Origin of the sequence: uncultured Polaribacter sp., assembly GCF_947503875.1 — a bacterium.
Classification (GTDB): Bacteria; Bacteroidota; Bacteroidia; order Flavobacteriales; family Flavobacteriaceae; genus Polaribacter.
The window spans coordinates 92,967-109,436 of the sequence record NZ_CANNFH010000005.1 but is presented as its reverse complement, the minus strand read 5'-3'; the positions used below and the strand labels follow the sequence as shown (position 1 = coordinate 109,436).

19 protein-coding genes are annotated in these 16,470 nt (G+C 30.1%); 11 read left to right on the top strand and 8 right to left on the bottom strand.

Annotation, left to right across the window (positions count from 1 at the left end; translation table 11 throughout):
• Nucleotides 1-23 precede the first annotated feature (23 nt).
• Nucleotides 24-1,481 carry an RNA polymerase factor sigma-54 gene (gene rpoN, locus Q0684_RS09510; RefSeq protein WP_299015838.1) on the top strand — a complete coding sequence of 486 codons (1,458 nt, stop codon included), beginning with the start codon at nucleotides 24-26 and terminating at the stop codon, nucleotides 1,479-1,481.
• Nucleotides 1,481-2,083, top strand: a complete 603-nt coding sequence (locus tag Q0684_RS09505) for a hypothetical protein (RefSeq protein ID WP_299015836.1) — start codon at nucleotides 1,481-1,483, stop codon at nucleotides 2,081-2,083. Before rpoN ends, Q0684_RS09505 begins: the two co-directional genes overlap by 1 nt.
• On the opposite strand, the gene Q0684_RS09500 is transcribed toward Q0684_RS09505, so the two are convergent.
• The 6 genes from Q0684_RS09500 to Q0684_RS09475 all read right to left on the bottom strand — a co-directional run bounded on the left by Q0684_RS09500 (nucleotide 2,078) and on the right by Q0684_RS09475 (nucleotide 6,420).
• Complete coding sequence (locus tag Q0684_RS09500; protein WP_299015834.1) at nucleotides 2,078-2,758, bottom strand: porin family protein; 681 nt, start codon at nucleotides 2,756-2,758, stop codon at nucleotides 2,078-2,080. The two genes, Q0684_RS09505 and Q0684_RS09500, sit on opposite strands and share 6 nt — an antisense overlap.
• 114 nt (nucleotides 2,759-2,872) lie before the next feature.
• Nucleotides 2,873-3,334 carry a biopolymer transporter ExbD gene (locus Q0684_RS09495; protein ID WP_299015831.1) on the bottom strand — a complete coding sequence of 154 codons (462 nt, stop codon included), beginning with the start codon at nucleotides 3,332-3,334 and terminating at the stop codon, nucleotides 2,873-2,875.
• 18 nt (nucleotides 3,335-3,352) lie between these two features.
• Complete coding sequence (locus tag Q0684_RS09490) at nucleotides 3,353-3,979, bottom strand: biopolymer transporter ExbD (protein ID WP_299015828.1); 627 nt, start codon at nucleotides 3,977-3,979, stop codon at nucleotides 3,353-3,355.
• A gap of 4 nt (nucleotides 3,980-3,983) precedes the next feature.
• Nucleotides 3,984-4,445 carry a hypothetical protein gene (locus tag Q0684_RS09485; RefSeq protein WP_299015825.1) on the bottom strand — a complete coding sequence of 154 codons (462 nt, stop codon included), beginning with the start codon at nucleotides 4,443-4,445 and terminating at the stop codon, nucleotides 3,984-3,986.
• 10 nt (nucleotides 4,446-4,455) lie between these two features.
• Entirely contained in the window at nucleotides 4,456-5,181 is a 726-nt protein-coding gene (locus tag Q0684_RS09480) for a MotA/TolQ/ExbB proton channel family protein (RefSeq protein ID WP_299015822.1), read from the bottom strand.
• Nucleotides 5,182-5,382: 201 nt separating this feature from the next.
• Nucleotides 5,383-6,420, bottom strand: a complete 1,038-nt coding sequence (locus tag Q0684_RS09475; RefSeq protein WP_299015819.1) for a type I asparaginase — start codon at nucleotides 6,418-6,420, stop codon at nucleotides 5,383-5,385.
• Between the two features lie 147 nt (nucleotides 6,421-6,567).
• Between Q0684_RS09475 and Q0684_RS09470 the strand changes: the two genes are divergently transcribed.
• The 5 genes from Q0684_RS09470 to Q0684_RS09450 all read left to right on the top strand — a co-directional run bounded on the left by Q0684_RS09470 (nucleotide 6,568) and on the right by Q0684_RS09450 (nucleotide 8,691).
• Complete coding sequence (locus Q0684_RS09470) at nucleotides 6,568-7,257, top strand: zinc metallopeptidase (protein WP_299015816.1); 690 nt, start codon at nucleotides 6,568-6,570, stop codon at nucleotides 7,255-7,257.
• Entirely contained in the window at nucleotides 7,241-7,465 is a 225-nt protein-coding gene (locus tag Q0684_RS09465) for a hypothetical protein (RefSeq protein ID WP_299015813.1), read from the top strand. Before Q0684_RS09470 ends, Q0684_RS09465 begins: the two co-directional genes overlap by 17 nt.
• Before the next feature lie 74 nt (nucleotides 7,466-7,539).
• Nucleotides 7,540-8,040: a hypothetical protein gene (locus tag Q0684_RS09460; protein ID WP_299015811.1), complete on the top strand. Its 501-nt coding sequence runs from the start codon at nucleotides 7,540-7,542 to the stop codon at nucleotides 8,038-8,040.
• Nucleotides 8,041-8,140: 100 nt separating this feature from the next.
• Nucleotides 8,141-8,383 (top strand): hypothetical protein, encoded by a 243-nt coding sequence (locus Q0684_RS09455; RefSeq protein WP_299015808.1) that lies wholly within the window; start codon nucleotides 8,141-8,143, stop codon nucleotides 8,381-8,383.
• A complete protein-coding gene (locus tag Q0684_RS09450; protein WP_299015804.1) occupies nucleotides 8,374-8,691 on the top strand; it encodes a type II toxin-antitoxin system RelE/ParE family toxin in 318 nt (105 codons plus the stop codon). Before Q0684_RS09455 ends, Q0684_RS09450 begins: the two co-directional genes overlap by 10 nt.
• Before the next feature lie 422 nt (nucleotides 8,692-9,113).
• Here the strand turns inward: Q0684_RS09450 and lepA are convergent, their stop codons facing one another.
• Nucleotides 9,114-10,910 (bottom strand): translation elongation factor 4, encoded by a 1,797-nt coding sequence (gene lepA / locus Q0684_RS09445; RefSeq protein ID WP_299015801.1) that lies wholly within the window; start codon nucleotides 10,908-10,910, stop codon nucleotides 9,114-9,116.
• 193 nt (nucleotides 10,911-11,103) lie between these two features.
• Between lepA and Q0684_RS09440 the strand changes: the two genes are divergently transcribed.
• Entirely contained in the window at nucleotides 11,104-12,975 is a 1,872-nt protein-coding gene (locus Q0684_RS09440) for a histidine kinase (RefSeq protein WP_299015798.1), read from the top strand.
• Nucleotides 12,968-13,729 carry a LytTR family DNA-binding domain-containing protein gene (locus tag Q0684_RS09435; RefSeq protein WP_299015795.1) on the top strand — a complete coding sequence of 254 codons (762 nt, stop codon included), beginning with the start codon at nucleotides 12,968-12,970 and terminating at the stop codon, nucleotides 13,727-13,729. The genes Q0684_RS09440 and Q0684_RS09435 overlap by 8 nt, the downstream gene beginning before the upstream one ends.
• On the opposite strand, the gene Q0684_RS09430 is transcribed toward Q0684_RS09435, so the two are convergent.
• Complete coding sequence (locus tag Q0684_RS09430; RefSeq protein ID WP_299015792.1) at nucleotides 13,726-14,001, bottom strand: EF-hand domain-containing protein; 276 nt, start codon at nucleotides 13,999-14,001, stop codon at nucleotides 13,726-13,728. The genes Q0684_RS09435 and Q0684_RS09430 overlap by 4 nt on opposite strands.
• Before the next feature lie 125 nt (nucleotides 14,002-14,126).
• Between Q0684_RS09430 and Q0684_RS09425 the strand changes: the two genes are divergently transcribed.
• Nucleotides 14,127-15,350 (top strand): M28 family peptidase, encoded by a 1,224-nt coding sequence (locus tag Q0684_RS09425; RefSeq protein WP_299015789.1) that lies wholly within the window; start codon nucleotides 14,127-14,129, stop codon nucleotides 15,348-15,350.
• Nucleotides 15,351-15,466: 116 nt separating this feature from the next.
• Nucleotides 15,467-16,468, top strand: a complete 1,002-nt coding sequence (gene dusB / locus Q0684_RS09420) for a tRNA dihydrouridine synthase DusB (protein WP_299015786.1) — start codon at nucleotides 15,467-15,469, stop codon at nucleotides 16,466-16,468.
• The last annotated feature ends 2 nt before the right edge of the window (nucleotides 16,469-16,470 follow it).

Below are 16,470 nucleotides of genomic sequence, written 5' to 3'. Positions count from 1 at the left end.
CTAAATTTCGTACATTTAATTTCATGCTAAAACAAAGTTTACAATACAAACTACTTCAAAAATTATCTCCTCAGCAAATACAGCTGATGAAGCTAATTCAGTTACCTACACAAGCTTTTGAAGAGCGTTTAAAACAAGAAATTGAAGAAAACCCAGCATTAGACACAGGTAAAGAAGAACCAGAATCTTTTGAAGATAGTTTAGCAGATGAATATGATGATGCTGGTACAGAAAAAATAGAGGCAGAAGACATTAATATAGATGAATACTTGAGTGATGATGAAATACCATCCTACAAAACGCAAGCCAACAACTATTCTGCCGACGATGAAGAGAAAAATGTGCCTTATGCAGCTGGTACAAGTTTTCATCAATCTTTAAAGGACCAACTAAATACTTTTCGTTTAAACGAAGAAGAGCGCAGTATAGCAGAATTTTTGGTAGGTAGTATAGATGATAGTGGCTATATTAGAAGAGATATTTTAGATTTGGTAGACGACCTTGCTTTTACAGCAAACGTTTTTACAACCGAAGAAAAAGTGGTTGGTATACTTAAAAAGGTAGTACATACTTTAGATCCTTTAGGAGTTGGTGCAAGAGATTTAAAAGAGTGTTTAATTATACAATTAAAGGCAAAAGAAGAAAATAAAATTAGAAGTTTATCTATAGATATCTTAGAAAACGCTTTTGATCATTTTGTAAAAAAACATTACAAAAAATTACAAGAAAAATTTCATATTTCTGAAAACGAGCTGAAAGCAGTAAATACAGAAATTGGGAAACTAAACCCTAAACCAGGAAGCTCTTATGCAGGGAATAACAAAATAGCAGAGCAAATTGTACCCGATTTTTCTATTAAATTAATAGATGGCGAGTTAGACTTGACTTTAAATTCTAGAAACGCTCCAGAATTGCATGTTTCTAGAGAATACAACAACATGTTAAAGGGTTATCAAGAATCTACTGTAAAGACAAAATCTCAAAAGGATGCCGTATTCTTTATTAAGCAAAAATTAGATGCTGCTAAATGGTTTATAGATGCTATTAAACAGCGTCAGCAAACGCTTTTAGTAACCATGAATACTATTATGCATTATCAATATGAATATTTTTTAACGGGAGATGAGCGCAAGCTAAAACCCATGATTCTAAAAGATATTGCAGATAAAATTAATATGGATATTTCTACAGTTTCTAGAGTAGCCAATAGCAAATTTGTTTCTACACCTTATGGTACAAAACTAATAAAAGAATTCTTCTCTGAATCTATGAAAAATGATCAAGGAGAAGACGTTTCTACCAGAGAAATTAAAAAAATCTTAGAAAACGTGGTTGCCGAAGAAAACAAAAAGAAACCACTTACAGACGAAAAATTAGCTGCAATTTTAAAAGAAAAAGGATATCCAATAGCCAGAAGAACAGTAGCCAAATATAGAGAGCAATTAGATTTACCTGTTGCCCGATTAAGAAAAGAAATTTAGTGCTTAAATTTTACAAAACAATATCTATAATTTTTCATCCTATTGTAGTGCCTACTGCAGGTATAATGCTTTATTTCTTATTAATTCCAACACCTTTTAATAGTAACGAGAAACTAAGACTTCTTGGTCTAATTTTTATTTTCACTTATTTAATTCCATTAGTAATTTTGATATTCTTTAAGCGTTTAAAATTAATTAAAAGTTTCAACGCAAAAACCATAAAAGAACGAAAGATACCTGTTTTAATAATGATTGTGGTCTTTTACTTATTGGGTAAAAATATTATTAATAGTTATTTCTTAATAGATATTGGAATCCTATTTTACGCTACTAGCATTGCCTTAGTAGTTGTATACTTACTATTTAGTCTACAAATAAAAACTAGCCTTCATTTACTCTCATTAGGCTGTTTTACTGGGTTTTTTCTACTGATAGGATCTATTTATAATCAACAGTACTATAGTATTATTATAGCTAGCTTATTATTATCTGGATTATTAGGAAATGCAAGATTACACTTAAAAGCGCATACTGCTATAGAAGTTTATTTAGGCTATTTTATAGGTTTTATCGCTCCGTTTGCTGTCTATCATTATTTATAACAAATAATAAATTAGACCAAATTGCAATATTTTTGTATGAATTGCTACTCCATTTAAATTGGCATCTTTAAAAATTGGAGATAATCCATAAAAGGCATGTATATTAAAAGCGTCATAACCCGCAGATAAGGTTAAACCCAACTGCAGATTATTATAAGCACTTACATTATTATAAGAAATCTCTGCTTCATTACTATCTACAAAAGAAAACGTATTGCTAAGGTTATATAACAGTTTAACACCTGTATAAATTCGCCAGAAACTAAACTTTTGTGCTGTAGATGTGCGCCATCTTAACTCTAAAGGTAATTCTAAATTAAAAGTATTAAAGCTATTAGAAGTTATAGCATTGTCTATACTAAACGTTGTAGTATTGCCATTAACCTCATCTACCCTTAAGCTATGGTTAAAAGAATTATAGTTAACACCTAAACCACCTGCTATAGAAACTGAACCCCGTTTATTTAGAATAAAATCTTTAATAAAACCAGTAGAAAAAGCATAAGAAAAATTACTTTTAAGCACACCTGCAGGCTGATTAGTTAGTTGCCCGTAAGTAAGGGAAATATATAATTGATCTTCTGCATACTTATCACCTAATTGTAAAGAATCTTTTTGAGCCCATAAACCTGAACTGAATAGAAAAGTAAATAAAACAATATAAATCTTATGCATAGCAATAATAACTTACTATAAAGATACAATTTTCTGTTTTTAAAAAACAAAAACTAAAAAACAAAAAAGGGATAATTCTTAAGAATTATCCCTTTTTTATAGTTTACTTATAAATTACTCTCCTTTACCTGCAGAATAACTTATTTTAAGTGCATTTACATCTCTAAGTTTTAATCTAATATCTGTAATAGTACCTACATTAGATTCTCTATCAGCTTTAATAGAAGTAGTCATAAAAGGTACTTCTGCCTCAGAAACTTTAGTTCTTGCATTAATAATAAAAGCAGGTACATCTTCTGAACTTGCAATTTTATCATTTAATTGAATTCTATTATAACCAGTACCATGCTTTTCTGGAGTATTTGATTTACCTACATAAATTGTACTCACTAAGCTTTTATGCTCTAACTTTTTAACTTCTGTTGCTGTTGGTAATCTTGGATTTTCTATCTTTAAATCAGTTTCTCTCATAGTTGTTGTAACCATAAAGAAAAATAACAACATAAAAACGATGTCTGGTAAAGCTGCAGTATTTACTGCTGGCATTCCTTTTTTCTTCTTTCTAAATTTAGACATATTGTTAGATTTTAAAAATTAATTTGCAGAAGTTGGTTCTGCATCAGAAATAATTTGAGGATAGGCTTTTTTAATATCTTCTACCTTTCTTTTTAAGCTTTCGTTATCTCTTGCATTTTTATAAGCTTCTTCTAGCTCAGTATATGTAACACCATAACGTTCTTTAGCCAATCTATTTCTAAGTTCAGAATAGGCTCTAAGTAATTCGTTTTGTACTTTTAAATACACACCATACTCTGTACCTCTATCACTTAAAACAGAAATAACTGCTTTGTTTGGGTGATCTGAAGATTCATCTAATCTTTCTCCTTTACAATAATCACAAGGACCAGATACAACACCTTCTACAATTTTACCAACGCCACCACCATTATCTATAAACGCTTTAGCAGCCTCTTTTAGATCTTTAATTTCCATTCTTTCTCCTTCTACCTGAAGCTCGTTTTTAAAGTTTAAATTCACTTCAAAAATGTTCTTCTTTTTAATAATTGGAGGAACGTAATCTTTGGGTGGTTTTTCTGCTAACTTTTTAGAAACCCCAGAATCTACATTCATAGTTGTGGTTACTAAAAAGAAAATTAATAGCAAGAAGGCAATATCTGCCATAGAACCTGCATTAATTTCTGGATTCTCTCTTCTTGCCATTTTATTAAGATTTTATTAAGCCTTTAACTAAATCGTACACAAAAAATAAAGAAGCTATACCTCCTAAAATTAAACTGTACCATATACCTGTACCTACCCATTTGTTAATAGAAGAACCTTCTTCACCACCAGGACTAATACCACCAGCAGCATTAATAACAGCTTCTGAGTCTGATAAGAAGTTGGCTACAATTAAAAGTACAGCTAAAACAGCTAATCCTAATAAAGTTTTCTTTAAGTTTTCTGGGTTTCTAATTAAACTCCATAAAGAGAGTAATACTGCGATAACTACACCTGCAATAAGTAAAAAAGTCGAATAATAAATAATAGGACTAATTACACTATTTTGTAGTTCTACACTAGTTTCTATTGCTTCTGTATCTTCCATGAAAATTTTCACGAAAAGAAAAGCACCAACCAGTGCAACTGCAGCTATAATAATATTTAATATTTTATTGCTTTTCATTGGTTGGGTTTTATTTTTTATACTTAACTAATAAATCTACTAATTGAATAGAAGCATCTTCCATGTTGTTTACAATTCCATCAATTTTTGCAACAATGTAATTATAAAAAATCTGTAAAATAATTGCTACTATTAAACCAAATACTGTAGTTAATAAGGCAACTTTAATACCACCTGCTACTACCGCTGGAGAAATATCATTTGCAACTGCAATATCATTAAAGGCTCCAATCATACCAATTACAGTTCCCATGAAACCAAGCATTGGTGCCAAAGCAATAAATAAAGATATCCAAGAAACATTTTTCTCTAAAAGTCCCATTTGAACTCCACCGTAAGAAACTACCGCTTTTTCTGCAGCTTCTACACCTTCGTCTACTCTATCTAACCCTTGGTAAAAAATAGATGCTACTGGCCCTTTTGTATTTCTACAAACTTCTTTTGCAGCCTCTACACCACCTGAACTTAATGCATCATCTACATTTGCTACTAATTTCTTAGTATTTGTAGTTGCTAAGTTTAAATAAATAATTCTTTCGATAGCAATTGCTAAACCTAGAATTAATGCTACTAATACAATACCCATAAAACCTGGACCACCATCAATAAAATTTTCTTTTAAAATCTGGTGAAACGTTTTTTCAGTTGTTTCAGCTGCATCTTGTGCGAAAGTTGATTGAATAGCTCCAAAAAACATGAATCCTGTTACAGATAGGACATTTACTACTTTTTTCATCGTTGTTGTAATTAATTTTTAATAGTTAACGGGTTAAAGATATAAATTTTAATTTCATAGTGATAAAAATACTAGCGCAGTCTTATAACTATTTTATGAAATGGATTGGCAAGTAACAAAAAAAAATTTGTCTCTCAAAAAAAAACAATCCTTATTTGTGGTAAAAATAAGGATTTTTTAATTGCCACAACTTTTTTTTATTTATTTCTCGGAAATCTCTCCTCTTAATGATTTTTGAAAATATGTTTTAAACGCTTCTGTACTTAAATCTTCATTTAATAAATACATTAATTTTGCCACGGCAGATTCTGTTGTTATATCTAAACCACTTATAACACCAATCTCTTTTAAACCAAAACTAGTATCATAATGCCCCAAAATTACACTACCTCCAGAACATTGTGTAACATTTACAATTTTAATATTTTGCTGAATTGCCTTTTCTAACAAATTTAAAAACCATGATGTATTTGGTGCATTACCAGAACCATAAGTCTCTAAAACTACACCTTTTAAATTTTTTATTTGTAGTATAGTTGCCACAACTTGCACTGTAATACCAGGATATAGCTTTAAAACAACAACATCTGTAACTAATTTTTTTCTTACTATTAAAGGTGCTTTTTGGTTTTTATTTTCAAGCAACAGGTGTTCATTAAACTTTAAATGTACACCACTTTCCGCCAAAGGCGGATAATTCATAGCTGCAAAAGCCTCAAAATGCTCTGCACTAATTTTTGTAGTTCTATTTGCTCTATACAGTTTATACTCAAAATACAAACCCACTTCTTTAACTATAGGCTTGTTATTCTTTCTAGAGGCAGCAATTTCTATAGAAGTGATTAGGTTTTCTTTTGCATCTGTTCTTAAATCTCCTATAGGTAATTGAGAACCTGTAAAAATTACTGGCTTTTGTAAATTCTCTAGCATAAAACTTACAGCAGACGCTATATAAGACATGGTGTCTGAACCTGTTAAAACCACAAAACCATCAAAATTCTTATAATTTTCTTCAATAATTGTAACTAGAGTAGCATAATAATCTGTGTTCATGTTAGAAGAATCTATTGGTTCTTCAAAAGAAATACTACTTATATTACATTTTAGCTGCTCTAACTCAGGAATTTTCTCTACAATTCTACTAAAATCAAATGCTTTTAAAGCATTGGTTTTGTAATCTTTAATCATACCAATTGTACCACCTGTGTATATTATTAGTATGTTTATTTTGCTTGTCATTTTGTCATTATTTTAAAAAAAGTAAATACATTTTTTATTTTTATTACTGACAAAAATTAAATTTTTACCTCAAAAAAATAAATTGGAATACTTTATGTTGTAAATTTATGAAACAAAACAATATAAAAATTTAAAACAATATAAATTATGATGGGATTTTATGTACTAGTAGGCCTTATCTCTGTTGTAAGCATGGTAGTAAGTAACAAACTAAAAAGTAAATTTAAAAAATATTCTAAAATTCAGCTTAGAAATGGAATGTCTGGAGCAGAAATTGCAGAAAAAATGCTGGCTGATAATGGTATTTTTGATGTAAAAGTAATTTCTACGCCAGGTATGTTAACAGACCATTACAACCCGCAAAATAAAACCGTAAATTTAAGTGAAGGTGTTTACAACCAAAGAAACGCAGCTGCAGCCGCTGTTGCAGCACACGAAGTTGGGCATGCGGTGCAACATGCAACTGCTTACAGTTACTTAAAAATGCGCTCTCAATTGGTACCTATTGTTAGCGTTTCTTCTAAATTCTCTCAATGGTTGGTATTTGGTGGATTAATTTTGGGTGCAGCCTCTGGTTTAGGGTTTTATGTTGCAGTAGCAGGTTTAGTACTTATGGGAATGGCAACGCTTTTTAGCTTTATAACTTTACCTGTAGAATACGATGCCAGTAATAGAGCTTTAGCTTGGTTAAAAAATAAAAACATAGTTTCTAGAGAAGAATTCGCCGGCTCTGAAGACGCCTTAAAATGGGCTGCCAGAACGTATTTAGTTGCGGCATTAGGTTCTTTGGCAATGCTAATTTATTGGGGATTGCAAATTCTTGGAAATAGAAATTAATTTTGCTATTAACCGCTTTAAAAATCTTACTAATTACAATACTCTTGATGAATTTCAAGAGTATTTTTTTTGTTCAAAAAATTTAAAGTCTAAAATTTATCTTTTAAATTATTTTTCTTTGGAAGCTGAGCCTGAAACTCAAAACAATACGTTGGTGATAAAAATTTATGAAAAATCTAAAATACAAATTCTTCATTCTAAAAAATAGATAATTCATTTAAAAATTACTTTTTGAAAGCATCTTTAAAATAACACGACTACTTTTTTATAAACCCTATTATTATGAGAAAGTTTCTTTTTAGTTGCATACTTATTTTATCATTAAACCATTTGTCTGCACAAGAAATGAGTTTAAATAAACTAGATAAAATGCTAACTGAAATTAGCGATAGTATTGTAAGCCATAAAAGTCAATGGCAGTTTAAAATTAAACAGGTTCCTTTTATTTGCATTGCAGATTCTCTTCACAATAGAATGCGTATTATTTCGCCAATTTTAGATAGTAATCGTATAACTGAAGAATTAAAAACAGCTACTTTAATGGCTAATTTTCATACAGCATTAGACGTAAAATATGCAATTTCAGATGATATTTTGTGGTCTATCTTTGTGCATCCTTTAAAAGAACTTACAGAAAATCAAGTTTTAAGTGCAGTGAGCCAAGTATATTATGCTCATATTAATTTTGGTACTACTTTTTCTAGCACATCTTTAGTTTTTCCTGGTAATTTATCTAAAAAAGAAAAGCCTAAAAAGAAACAAAAATTATTAAAACGGATTTAATTTTTAAAAGCTGTTGGCTACAAACAAATAAAAATTCGTCATTCAATGAAAATTTAGATAACAAAATGAAATTTAGTATCTTTGATCAAAAGGAATTACAATGGATTTACAAACGAGAAAAATAGAATTTGTTCAAGAATTTCTTAAACTACAAAGCGAAGAAGTTATATCTCGTTTTGAAAAAATATTAAGAAAGGAAAGTGTGAGTTCTATACAAACGGAATTTACTCCAATGAGTGTTGAGCAATTAAATTCTAGAATTGACCAGTCTATGGATGACTCAAAAAATGACAGACTTATAAGTTCTAATGAATTGAAAGCCAAAATTGAAGAATGGAATTAAATATATTTTGGACTAAATTTGCTCAAGACGAGCTTAAAGAAATCTATAAATATTTTAAAAGAAAGGCAGGAATTAAAGTTTCTAAAAAGATTGTAAAGGAGATTTATAATGCAGCGCTAATTTTAGAAAAACAACCTGAATTAGGACAAATTGAGGAATTATTAAAAAAAAGAAAAGAAGGGTTTAGATATTTAGTTCATAAAAATTACAAATTAATTTATTGGATAAATTTTGAGAAAAATCAAGTGGAAATAACTGATGTTTTTGACACAAGGCAAAATCCACCTATAATCAAACGAACAAAATAAGTAAAGCTAGTTGCCAATAGTGTATAAACTTTATTGCTATTAATGGCCTACACAAATAGGCTTCTGAAACAAAAATAACTAGAATTTAAAGCAAAAAGCTGGCAAACAGGTCTAGCCCTGATTGAAACGACATCCTTTTTGGCTTTTTCGACAAAAAGATATAGTGGAAAGCAGGAATTAGCTTCAAAATAAAACTAAGATTTCTCCATAAAGTCGAAATGACAAATTGAAATTATTTTTTAGATAAACTAATTAATAACTCACTTTTAATATTGATTTTAATAATTAAAAAAATCAAGAATCTACTACTAAAATTTATCGCCTATGCTCAGAATGAAATTTAGATTTTAATGCGAACCAAAATTAATAAAAACTAACCTATTTCTTTCCTTTGGAAAGATGTCACGTAGTGACAGATAGGATTAATCATTCAACTTTAAAACAGCCATAAATGCTTCTTGTGGAATTTCTACATTACCAACTTGACGCATACGTTTTTTACCTTTTTTCTGCTTTTCTAATAATTTACGTTTACGTGAAATATCTCCACCATAACACTTTGCAGTAACATCTTTACGCAAAGCTTTTGTAGTTTCTCTGGCAATAATTTTAGCTCCAATTGCAGCTTGTATAGGAATATCAAACTGTTGTCTTGGAATTAATGTTTTTAGTTTTTCTACAATTTTTTTACCAATTGTATAGGCATTATCTGCATGCAATAAAGCAGAAAGTGCATCTACAGGATCTCCATTTAAAAGTACATCTACTCTTACCAATTTCGATTCTTTCATACCAATTGGATGATAATCGAAAGAAGCATATCCTTTAGAAACGGTTTTTAAACGATCGTAAAAGTCGAAAACAATTTCTGCCAATGGCATTTCGAAAATTAATTCTACTCTTTGGGTTGTTAAATAGGTCTGATTTACAATTTGCCCACGTTTTTCGATACACAAGCTCATTACTTGCCCAACAAAATCTGCTTTTGTTACAATAGACGCTTTAATAAATGGCTCTTCTACTCTATTTAATTTACTTGGTTCTGGTAAATCTGATGGATTGTTTACAATTAAAACATCCTTTGGATTTTTATTTGTAAAGGCGTGGTAAGATACGTTGGGAACAGTTGTAATAACTGTCATATTAAACTCACGTTCTAAACGTTCTTGAATAATTTCCATGTGTAACATTCCTAAGAATCCACAACGGAAACCAAAACCTAAAGCGGCAGAACTTTCTGGTTGAAACACTAAAGAAGCATCATTTAACTGCAGTTTTTCCATAGAATTACGCAATTCTTCGTAATCTTCTGTATCTACAGGATAAATTCCTGCAAAAACCATTGGTTTTACATCTTCAAAACCTTCTATTAAATCTGTTGTAGGGTTTGCAAAATCGGTTATGGTATCTCCTACTTTTACTTCTTTTGCGGTTTTAATACCTGTTATTAAATACCCAACATCACCCGTTTTTACTTCTTTTTTAACAACTTGTTCTAGCTTTAAAGTACCTACTTCATCTGCACCATATTGCTTGCCTGTTGCCATAAATTTTATTTGCTGATTCTTTTTTATAGAACCATCAATTACTCTAAAATAAGTTTCTATACCTCTGTAAGAATTAAAAACAGAATCGAAAATTAAGGCTTTTAAAGGCGCATCTGGATTTCCTTTTGGTGCAGGAACTCTGTTTATAATTGCCTTTAAAATATTATCTACTCCAAAACCTGTTTTTCCACTGGCGTGAATTACCTCTTCTGGATCGCAACCTAATAAATCTACAATATCATCTGTAACTTCTTCTGGATTTGCACTTGGTAAATCTACTTTATTTAAAACAGGAATAATTTCTAAATCATTCTCTAAAGCTAAATACAAGTTAGAAATGGTTTGCGCTTGTATGCTTTGTGCTGCATCTACAATTAATAATGCGCCTTCACAAGCGGCAATTGAGCGAGAAACTTCGTAAGAAAAATCTACGTGACCTGGTGTGTCTATTAAGTTTAAAATATATTGCTCGCCTTCAAACTCATAATCCATTTGTATGGCGTGCGATTTTATGGTAATACCACGTTCTCGCTCCAAATCCATATTGTCTAATAACTGATTTTGCTTTTCGCGCTCAGTTACCGAGCCTGTATAATCTAACAATCTGTCTGCTAATGTACTTTTACCATGATCTATATGTGCGATAATGCAAAAGTTTCTAATATTCTTCATTCGTTAAATGTATAATGATATTGTTGTTTACAAAGATACGATATAGTTGCTATTTTTTAGGAAACTTAACTACAGAAAAATAATTGCCTTTTTTGTGCAGTTTACAGCCATTTTGTGCAGTTTACAAAAAAGTAGTTTTATAAACTGAACTTTACCAGTTCTTTTGTGGTATAAAATTTTAAATTTACCACTGATGAAGAAATTGATTGTTTACTTAGTTTTATTTTTAAGTTTTTTGAGTTTTGCTCAAGAAGAAGAAAAATTACCAAAAGAAGTTTGGGAAGAAATTGTTGAGATTAATCATAATGAACGATTTCCAATTTTAAAATGGAATACAGATATAAAAATTGAATTAATAGGCAACTATTCAAAAAATGACTCAATTGCTATTGTAAGAATTGCTAACAAATTAGATAGTATTACAGAAACTATTTCAATTAAATTATCTAGCGATGATAAACCTAATTTTAAAATCATATTTCTAAAAGATGGTGATAAAATTAAAGAAAATTACAAAAGGGTAACAAGTAGTAGTCCTACAAATACAACTACATATATTAGAAGCACAAAATTATTTATTCATAATACTGATAATACCAATAATAATTACCTACACACTTTAGAGTCTAGAATTGCTCAACAATTAATTCAAGGAAGTTTTGAATTCTATCATATAAGGGACCTAAAACCAGCAAAAAGGAAAAGTATTTTTAACCCAATATTTGGAAAAGGGAAATCTACAAAAACTCTAGATGAAAAAGACATTGCAATTCTTAAAGAAATTTATAAACCTAATTTCGAAAAAAAACTTGAACTAGCTAAAAAAGAATTTTCATATGTAATCGAAAATATGGAAAATGCTAAATCCTTAAGAAGAGATAAATCTCTTTGGTGGGTAAAAAACCCAATAGCCATAATTATTTTACCAGCGTTACTTTTTATTCTATTTTCAATCTACTTACTTAAAAAAATAAATAACTTTTTAGTTTATAAAATTAAAAATAGTAGAGCTCGTTTTTTAATACTATTATTTGGCATTGTATTTCTTACTGCTGTTTTGATTATTTTATCCATTTCTGCATTTGATTTTTTAACCATTCCTGATGATTACAGTAAAGTGCCTCTGATAAGAAAAGATACTATTTTAACAACTGTAGTTTTCTCATTATTCTCTATGCCTATTTTACTTTTAATGAGAGCTATAGAATTAAGAATACAAAAAAAAGTAAATTCAATTGTACAGAAAACAGCCTTAATTTTTATTTCTACAGGTTTTTTACCTTTTATGCTGATGTTTTTATTGTTTTTTCTTACAAGTTTTGTCGAAAATAATAAACAAGAAGTTTACGCAACCTTAGCAAATATTTTTGTTTTCTTAATGATACTGGCTACACTAAGAACTTTAGTAAGTTATTTCTACTTTAAAGAAAGTAAACTTATTATAGATAATGAATTAAAATTATCTGCACTTAGAGAACTCAAAACAAAAGCCGAATTAAAATCCCTACAATCTCAAATAAACCCACATTTTTTATACAATTCTTTAAATTCTATTGCGAGTTTAGCGCCAATTGATGCTGAAAAAACACAGAAAATGGCCCATTCTTTATCGGATTTGTTTAAATATTCCATCAACAGAAAAGGACAAAAAATGAGTACCGTAAAAGACGAAATAGAAATGGTACAAGCTTATTTAGAGATTGAAAAAATACGTTTTGGTGAGCGATTACAATTTACAATTCAAGTAGATGAAACACTTTTAAATTACGAAATTCCTTTGTTTATTATGCAACCTTTGGTAGAAAATGCTGTAAAACATGGCATTTCTAAAAATAGAGAAAAAGGAGAAATTCAATTAAAAATAACTACAAAAGCAACTACTTTATTAATAGAGGTAACAGATAATGGCCCTAACTTTCCAGAAGGTTTGGTAAGTGGCCATGGTTTGCAAACCGTTTACGATTTACTGCGTTTAAGTTACGGAGAAAATGCTTTTGTAAACTGGACAAACGCCCCAGAAAAAACAATGACTATTACCATTCCTAAAAATACATCTAATGCATAATTTATATACCACCTTAATTATTGATGATGAAGCGCCTGCAAGAGCAGGATTACAAAACTTACTGTTAGAATTTCCTGAGACTTTTCATGTTCTAGGAACTGCACAAAACGCATTTGAAGCCAAAGAAAAAATTGAAACTTTACAACCAGATCTTATTTTTTTAGATATTGAAATGCCAGAGTGTTCTGGTTTTGAGTTGTTGGCAAAACTAGACAAAATACCCATTGTAGTTTTTTGTACGGCTTACAATCAATATGCATTAGAAGCTTTTGAAACCAATAGTATAGATTATATTGTAAAACCGGTTAAAAAAGAACGCATTGCAAAAACAGTTAAAAAATTAGCTGCTGTTCAAAAAAACACATCTCAAAAAGAAATTTTAAGTGTTTTAAAAGATATTGCCAATAAAAAAGAAGTGCAAAAAATGACTTCGATTACCGTAAAGAAAAATGATCGTTTAATTTTTATAAAGTTAGCAGATGTTTCTCATTTTGAAGCAGACAATACCTACACCAAAATTTACACAGCATCTGGAGTGTATTTAAGTAATGAAACCGTTAGCAGTTTAGCGCAAAAGTTACCCGATAACTTTTTACGCATTCATAGAGGCATTATTATTAATAAAGAATTTGTAAACGATATTCAAAAGTATTTTAACAGCAGATATAACATCACCCTAAATAATAAAAAACAATCTAGTGTTACTTCTGGTAGAAGTTATAATGAAGTAATTAAAAGTTGGATAAATAATTAAGCATCCCTCTCCAACTCTGCAATAGCAACTTTAAACTCTTCCCAGTTTATGGTATCATCGCTATTTTTATCATATCCTTTTAAAAGCTCATTGGCAACAAAACTAGATATAAATCCGTTTATTTCTGCAGATCTTAGCATCTTCTTAATTTCAGATTTGTTTAACCTTCCATCTTCATTAGAATCAAAAAATTGAAACGCTTCTTCTGGCGAATCGAATTCGTTTGTAATTAAAATTCTAATTTTTCTTAGTACATTTTCTTTAGCTCCCATTTTTATTTTTTTGATTGAATTATAAAGTTAAGAAAAAAAGTGGGTTAAAACCTAAAAATAGTAACAGATAAACAATTTTTACCGTCTTATTTTATTAATTAACTTTGTACATAAATACTCTTTTTATGCGCAACTTCGTTTTTTTAATTTTTATTGCAACGCTAATCTCCTGTAAAACAAACTCTAACAAGTCTACAACCATAAAAGAAGATGTTACTTTCTTGGCTTCTGATGCTTTAGAAGGCAGACAAACAGGTACAGTAGGAGAGCAAAAAGCGGCTAATTATATTGCAAATCGTTATATAAAATTAGAGCTAACACCTAAAGGAACCAAAAAATACTTGCAGCCATTTACGTTTAAACAAAAAACAAATCCGCATGATGATGTAAAGTTTAATGTAAATGCAGATGGCGCAATTACAGGCAACAATGTAATTGGTTACATAGATAATGAGGCAGAAAACACAATAATTATTGGCGCACATTATGATCATTTAGGTTTTGGTGGTAAAAATTCTTTATACAGAGATTCTATAAAAAAAATACATAATGGTGCAGATGACAATGCTTCTGGAGTTGCTGTTATGCTAAATTTAGTTTCTAAATTAAAAACTAAAAACACTAATAATAATTATCTGTTTATCGCCTTTTCTGGCGAAGAAATGGGTCTTTTAGGTTCTAATTATTTTGTAAAAAATCCCACTATAAATCTTAAAAATGTGTCCTATATGATAAATATGGATATGGTTGGCCGCCTAAGAGAAAATAAAACCTTGGCCATTTACGGCACAGGAACTTCACCCGTTTTTAAAGAAGTTTTAAAAACTGAAAACACAAATTTAAATCTTATTCAAAAAGAATCTGGTGTTGGACCTAGTGATCATACTAGTTTTTATTTGGCAGATATTCCTGTTTTACATTTTTTTACAGGCCAGCATGAAGATTATCATAAACCAGAAGACGACGCTGAAAAGTTGAATTATGAAGGAATGGAAACCATTTCTAATTACATTTTTAATATTATTAGTGCTTTAAACAAAAAAGAAAAACTACCCTTTACCCAAACAAAAAACGAAAGTGAAGAAACGCCGCGTTTTAAGGTAGGTTTAGGTGTTGTACCAGATTATCTTTTTAGTGGTAAAGGCATGCGAATTGATGGTGTTTCCGAAGAAAAACCCGCACAAAAAGCAGGTTTGCAAAAAGGAGATATTGTTGTACAATTAGGAGACAGTACTGTTGTAGATATGATGAGTTATATGCGTGCATTGGCTGTTTTTAAAAAGGGAGATTCCACTAAAGTTGTGGTAAAAAGAAAAGAAGTACTACTAGAGAAAAAAATCAACTTTTAAACTTTACGTTTTCAAATGAATAAAACGAGTAAGTTATGCACCTCGTAAAGGTTTCATTCATTTTAAAAAACCAAGTTTGATTAAAAATGATTAATTTTGCCAAAAAATAATCCGTTTTGGCAAAAATAGGCAACATACAATTACCAGAATTCCCATTATTATTAGCACCAATGGAAGATGTTTCTGACCCACCATTTAGAGCATTATGCAAAGAAAATGGTGCAGATGTTGTGTATACCGAGTTTATTTCTAGTGAAGGTTTAATTCGTGATGCTGCAAAAAGCGTTATCAAACTAGATATTTACGAAAAAGAAAGACCTGTTGGAATTCAGATTTTTGGTGCCAATTTAGATTCGATGCTTAAAACCATTGAAATTGTAGAAAAATCAAAGCCAGATATTATTGATATTAATTTTGGTTGTCCTGTAAAAAAAGTGGTTTCTAAAGGAGCTGGCGCAGGAATTTTAAAAGATATCGATTTAATGGTTTCACTTACAGAAGCCATGGTAAAACATACCAATTTGCCAATTACCGTAAAAACACGTTTGGGTTGGGACCATGATTCTATAAGAATAGTAGAAGTTGCAGAACGTTTGCAAGATGTAGGTTGTAAAGCCATTGCTATACATGGTAGAACACGTGCCCAAATGTATAAAGGTGATGCTGATTGGAAACCAATTGCAGCTGTAAAAAACAACCAGAGAATGCACATTCCTGTTTTTGGTAATGGAGACGTTACCACACCAGAAAGAGCTATAGAAATGCGCGATAAATACGGTTTAGATGGCGCAATGATTGGTAGAGCTTCTATTGGGTATCCTTGGTTTTTTAATGAAGTAAAACACTTTTTTAAAACTGGCGAGCATTTGGCAAAACCTACTATTGCAGAAAGAACACAAGTTGCTAGAAGACACTTACAAATGGCAATTGACTGGAAAGGCGAACGTTTGGGTGTTGTAGAAACAAGAAGACACTACACCAACTATTTTAAAGGAATACCACATTTTAAAGATTACCGCATGAAAATGGTAACTTCTGATGATCCAAAAGATGTTTTTGAAGCTTTTAATGAAGTTGAAACAAAATTTGGAAATGCTGTAATTCCTGAAATCGGTTAAAT

Excerpts from the sequence above, each read along its gene's own strand:
- rpoN (WP_299015838.1), top strand. The coding sequence starts at position 24 with ATGCTAAAACAAAGTTTACAATACAAACTACTTCAAAAATTATCTCCT.
- Q0684_RS09500 (WP_299015834.1), bottom strand. The coding sequence starts at position 2,758 with ATGCATAAGATTTATATTGTTTTATTTACTTTTCTATTCAGTTCAGGT.
- Q0684_RS09495 (WP_299015831.1), bottom strand. The coding sequence starts at position 3,334 with ATGTCTAAATTTAGAAAGAAGAAAAAAGGAATGCCAGCAGTAAATACT.
- Q0684_RS09490 (WP_299015828.1), bottom strand. The coding sequence starts at position 3,979 with ATGGCAAGAAGAGAGAATCCAGAAATTAATGCAGGTTCTATGGCAGAT.
- Q0684_RS09485 (WP_299015825.1), bottom strand. The coding sequence starts at position 4,445 with ATGAAAAGCAATAAAATATTAAATATTATTATAGCTGCAGTTGCACTG.
- Q0684_RS09480 (WP_299015822.1), bottom strand. The coding sequence starts at position 5,181 with ATGAAAAAAGTAGTAAATGTCCTATCTGTAACAGGATTCATGTTTTTT.
- Q0684_RS09475 (WP_299015819.1), bottom strand. The coding sequence starts at position 6,420 with ATGACAAGCAAAATAAACATACTAATAATATACACAGGTGGTACAATT.
- Q0684_RS09470 (WP_299015816.1), top strand. The coding sequence starts at position 6,568 with ATGATGGGATTTTATGTACTAGTAGGCCTTATCTCTGTTGTAAGCATG.
- Q0684_RS09460 (WP_299015811.1), top strand. The coding sequence starts at position 7,540 with ATGAGAAAGTTTCTTTTTAGTTGCATACTTATTTTATCATTAAACCAT.
- Q0684_RS09455 (WP_299015808.1), top strand. The coding sequence starts at position 8,141 with ATGGATTTACAAACGAGAAAAATAGAATTTGTTCAAGAATTTCTTAAA.
- Q0684_RS09450 (WP_299015804.1), top strand. The coding sequence starts at position 8,374 with ATGGAATTAAATATATTTTGGACTAAATTTGCTCAAGACGAGCTTAAA.
- lepA (WP_299015801.1), bottom strand. The coding sequence starts at position 10,910 with ATGAAGAATATTAGAAACTTTTGCATTATCGCACATATAGATCATGGT.
- Q0684_RS09440 (WP_299015798.1), top strand. The coding sequence starts at position 11,104 with ATGAAGAAATTGATTGTTTACTTAGTTTTATTTTTAAGTTTTTTGAGT.
- Q0684_RS09435 (WP_299015795.1), top strand. The coding sequence starts at position 12,968 with ATGCATAATTTATATACCACCTTAATTATTGATGATGAAGCGCCTGCA.
- Q0684_RS09430 (WP_299015792.1), bottom strand. The coding sequence starts at position 14,001 with ATGGGAGCTAAAGAAAATGTACTAAGAAAAATTAGAATTTTAATTACA.
- Q0684_RS09425 (WP_299015789.1), top strand. The coding sequence starts at position 14,127 with ATGCGCAACTTCGTTTTTTTAATTTTTATTGCAACGCTAATCTCCTGT.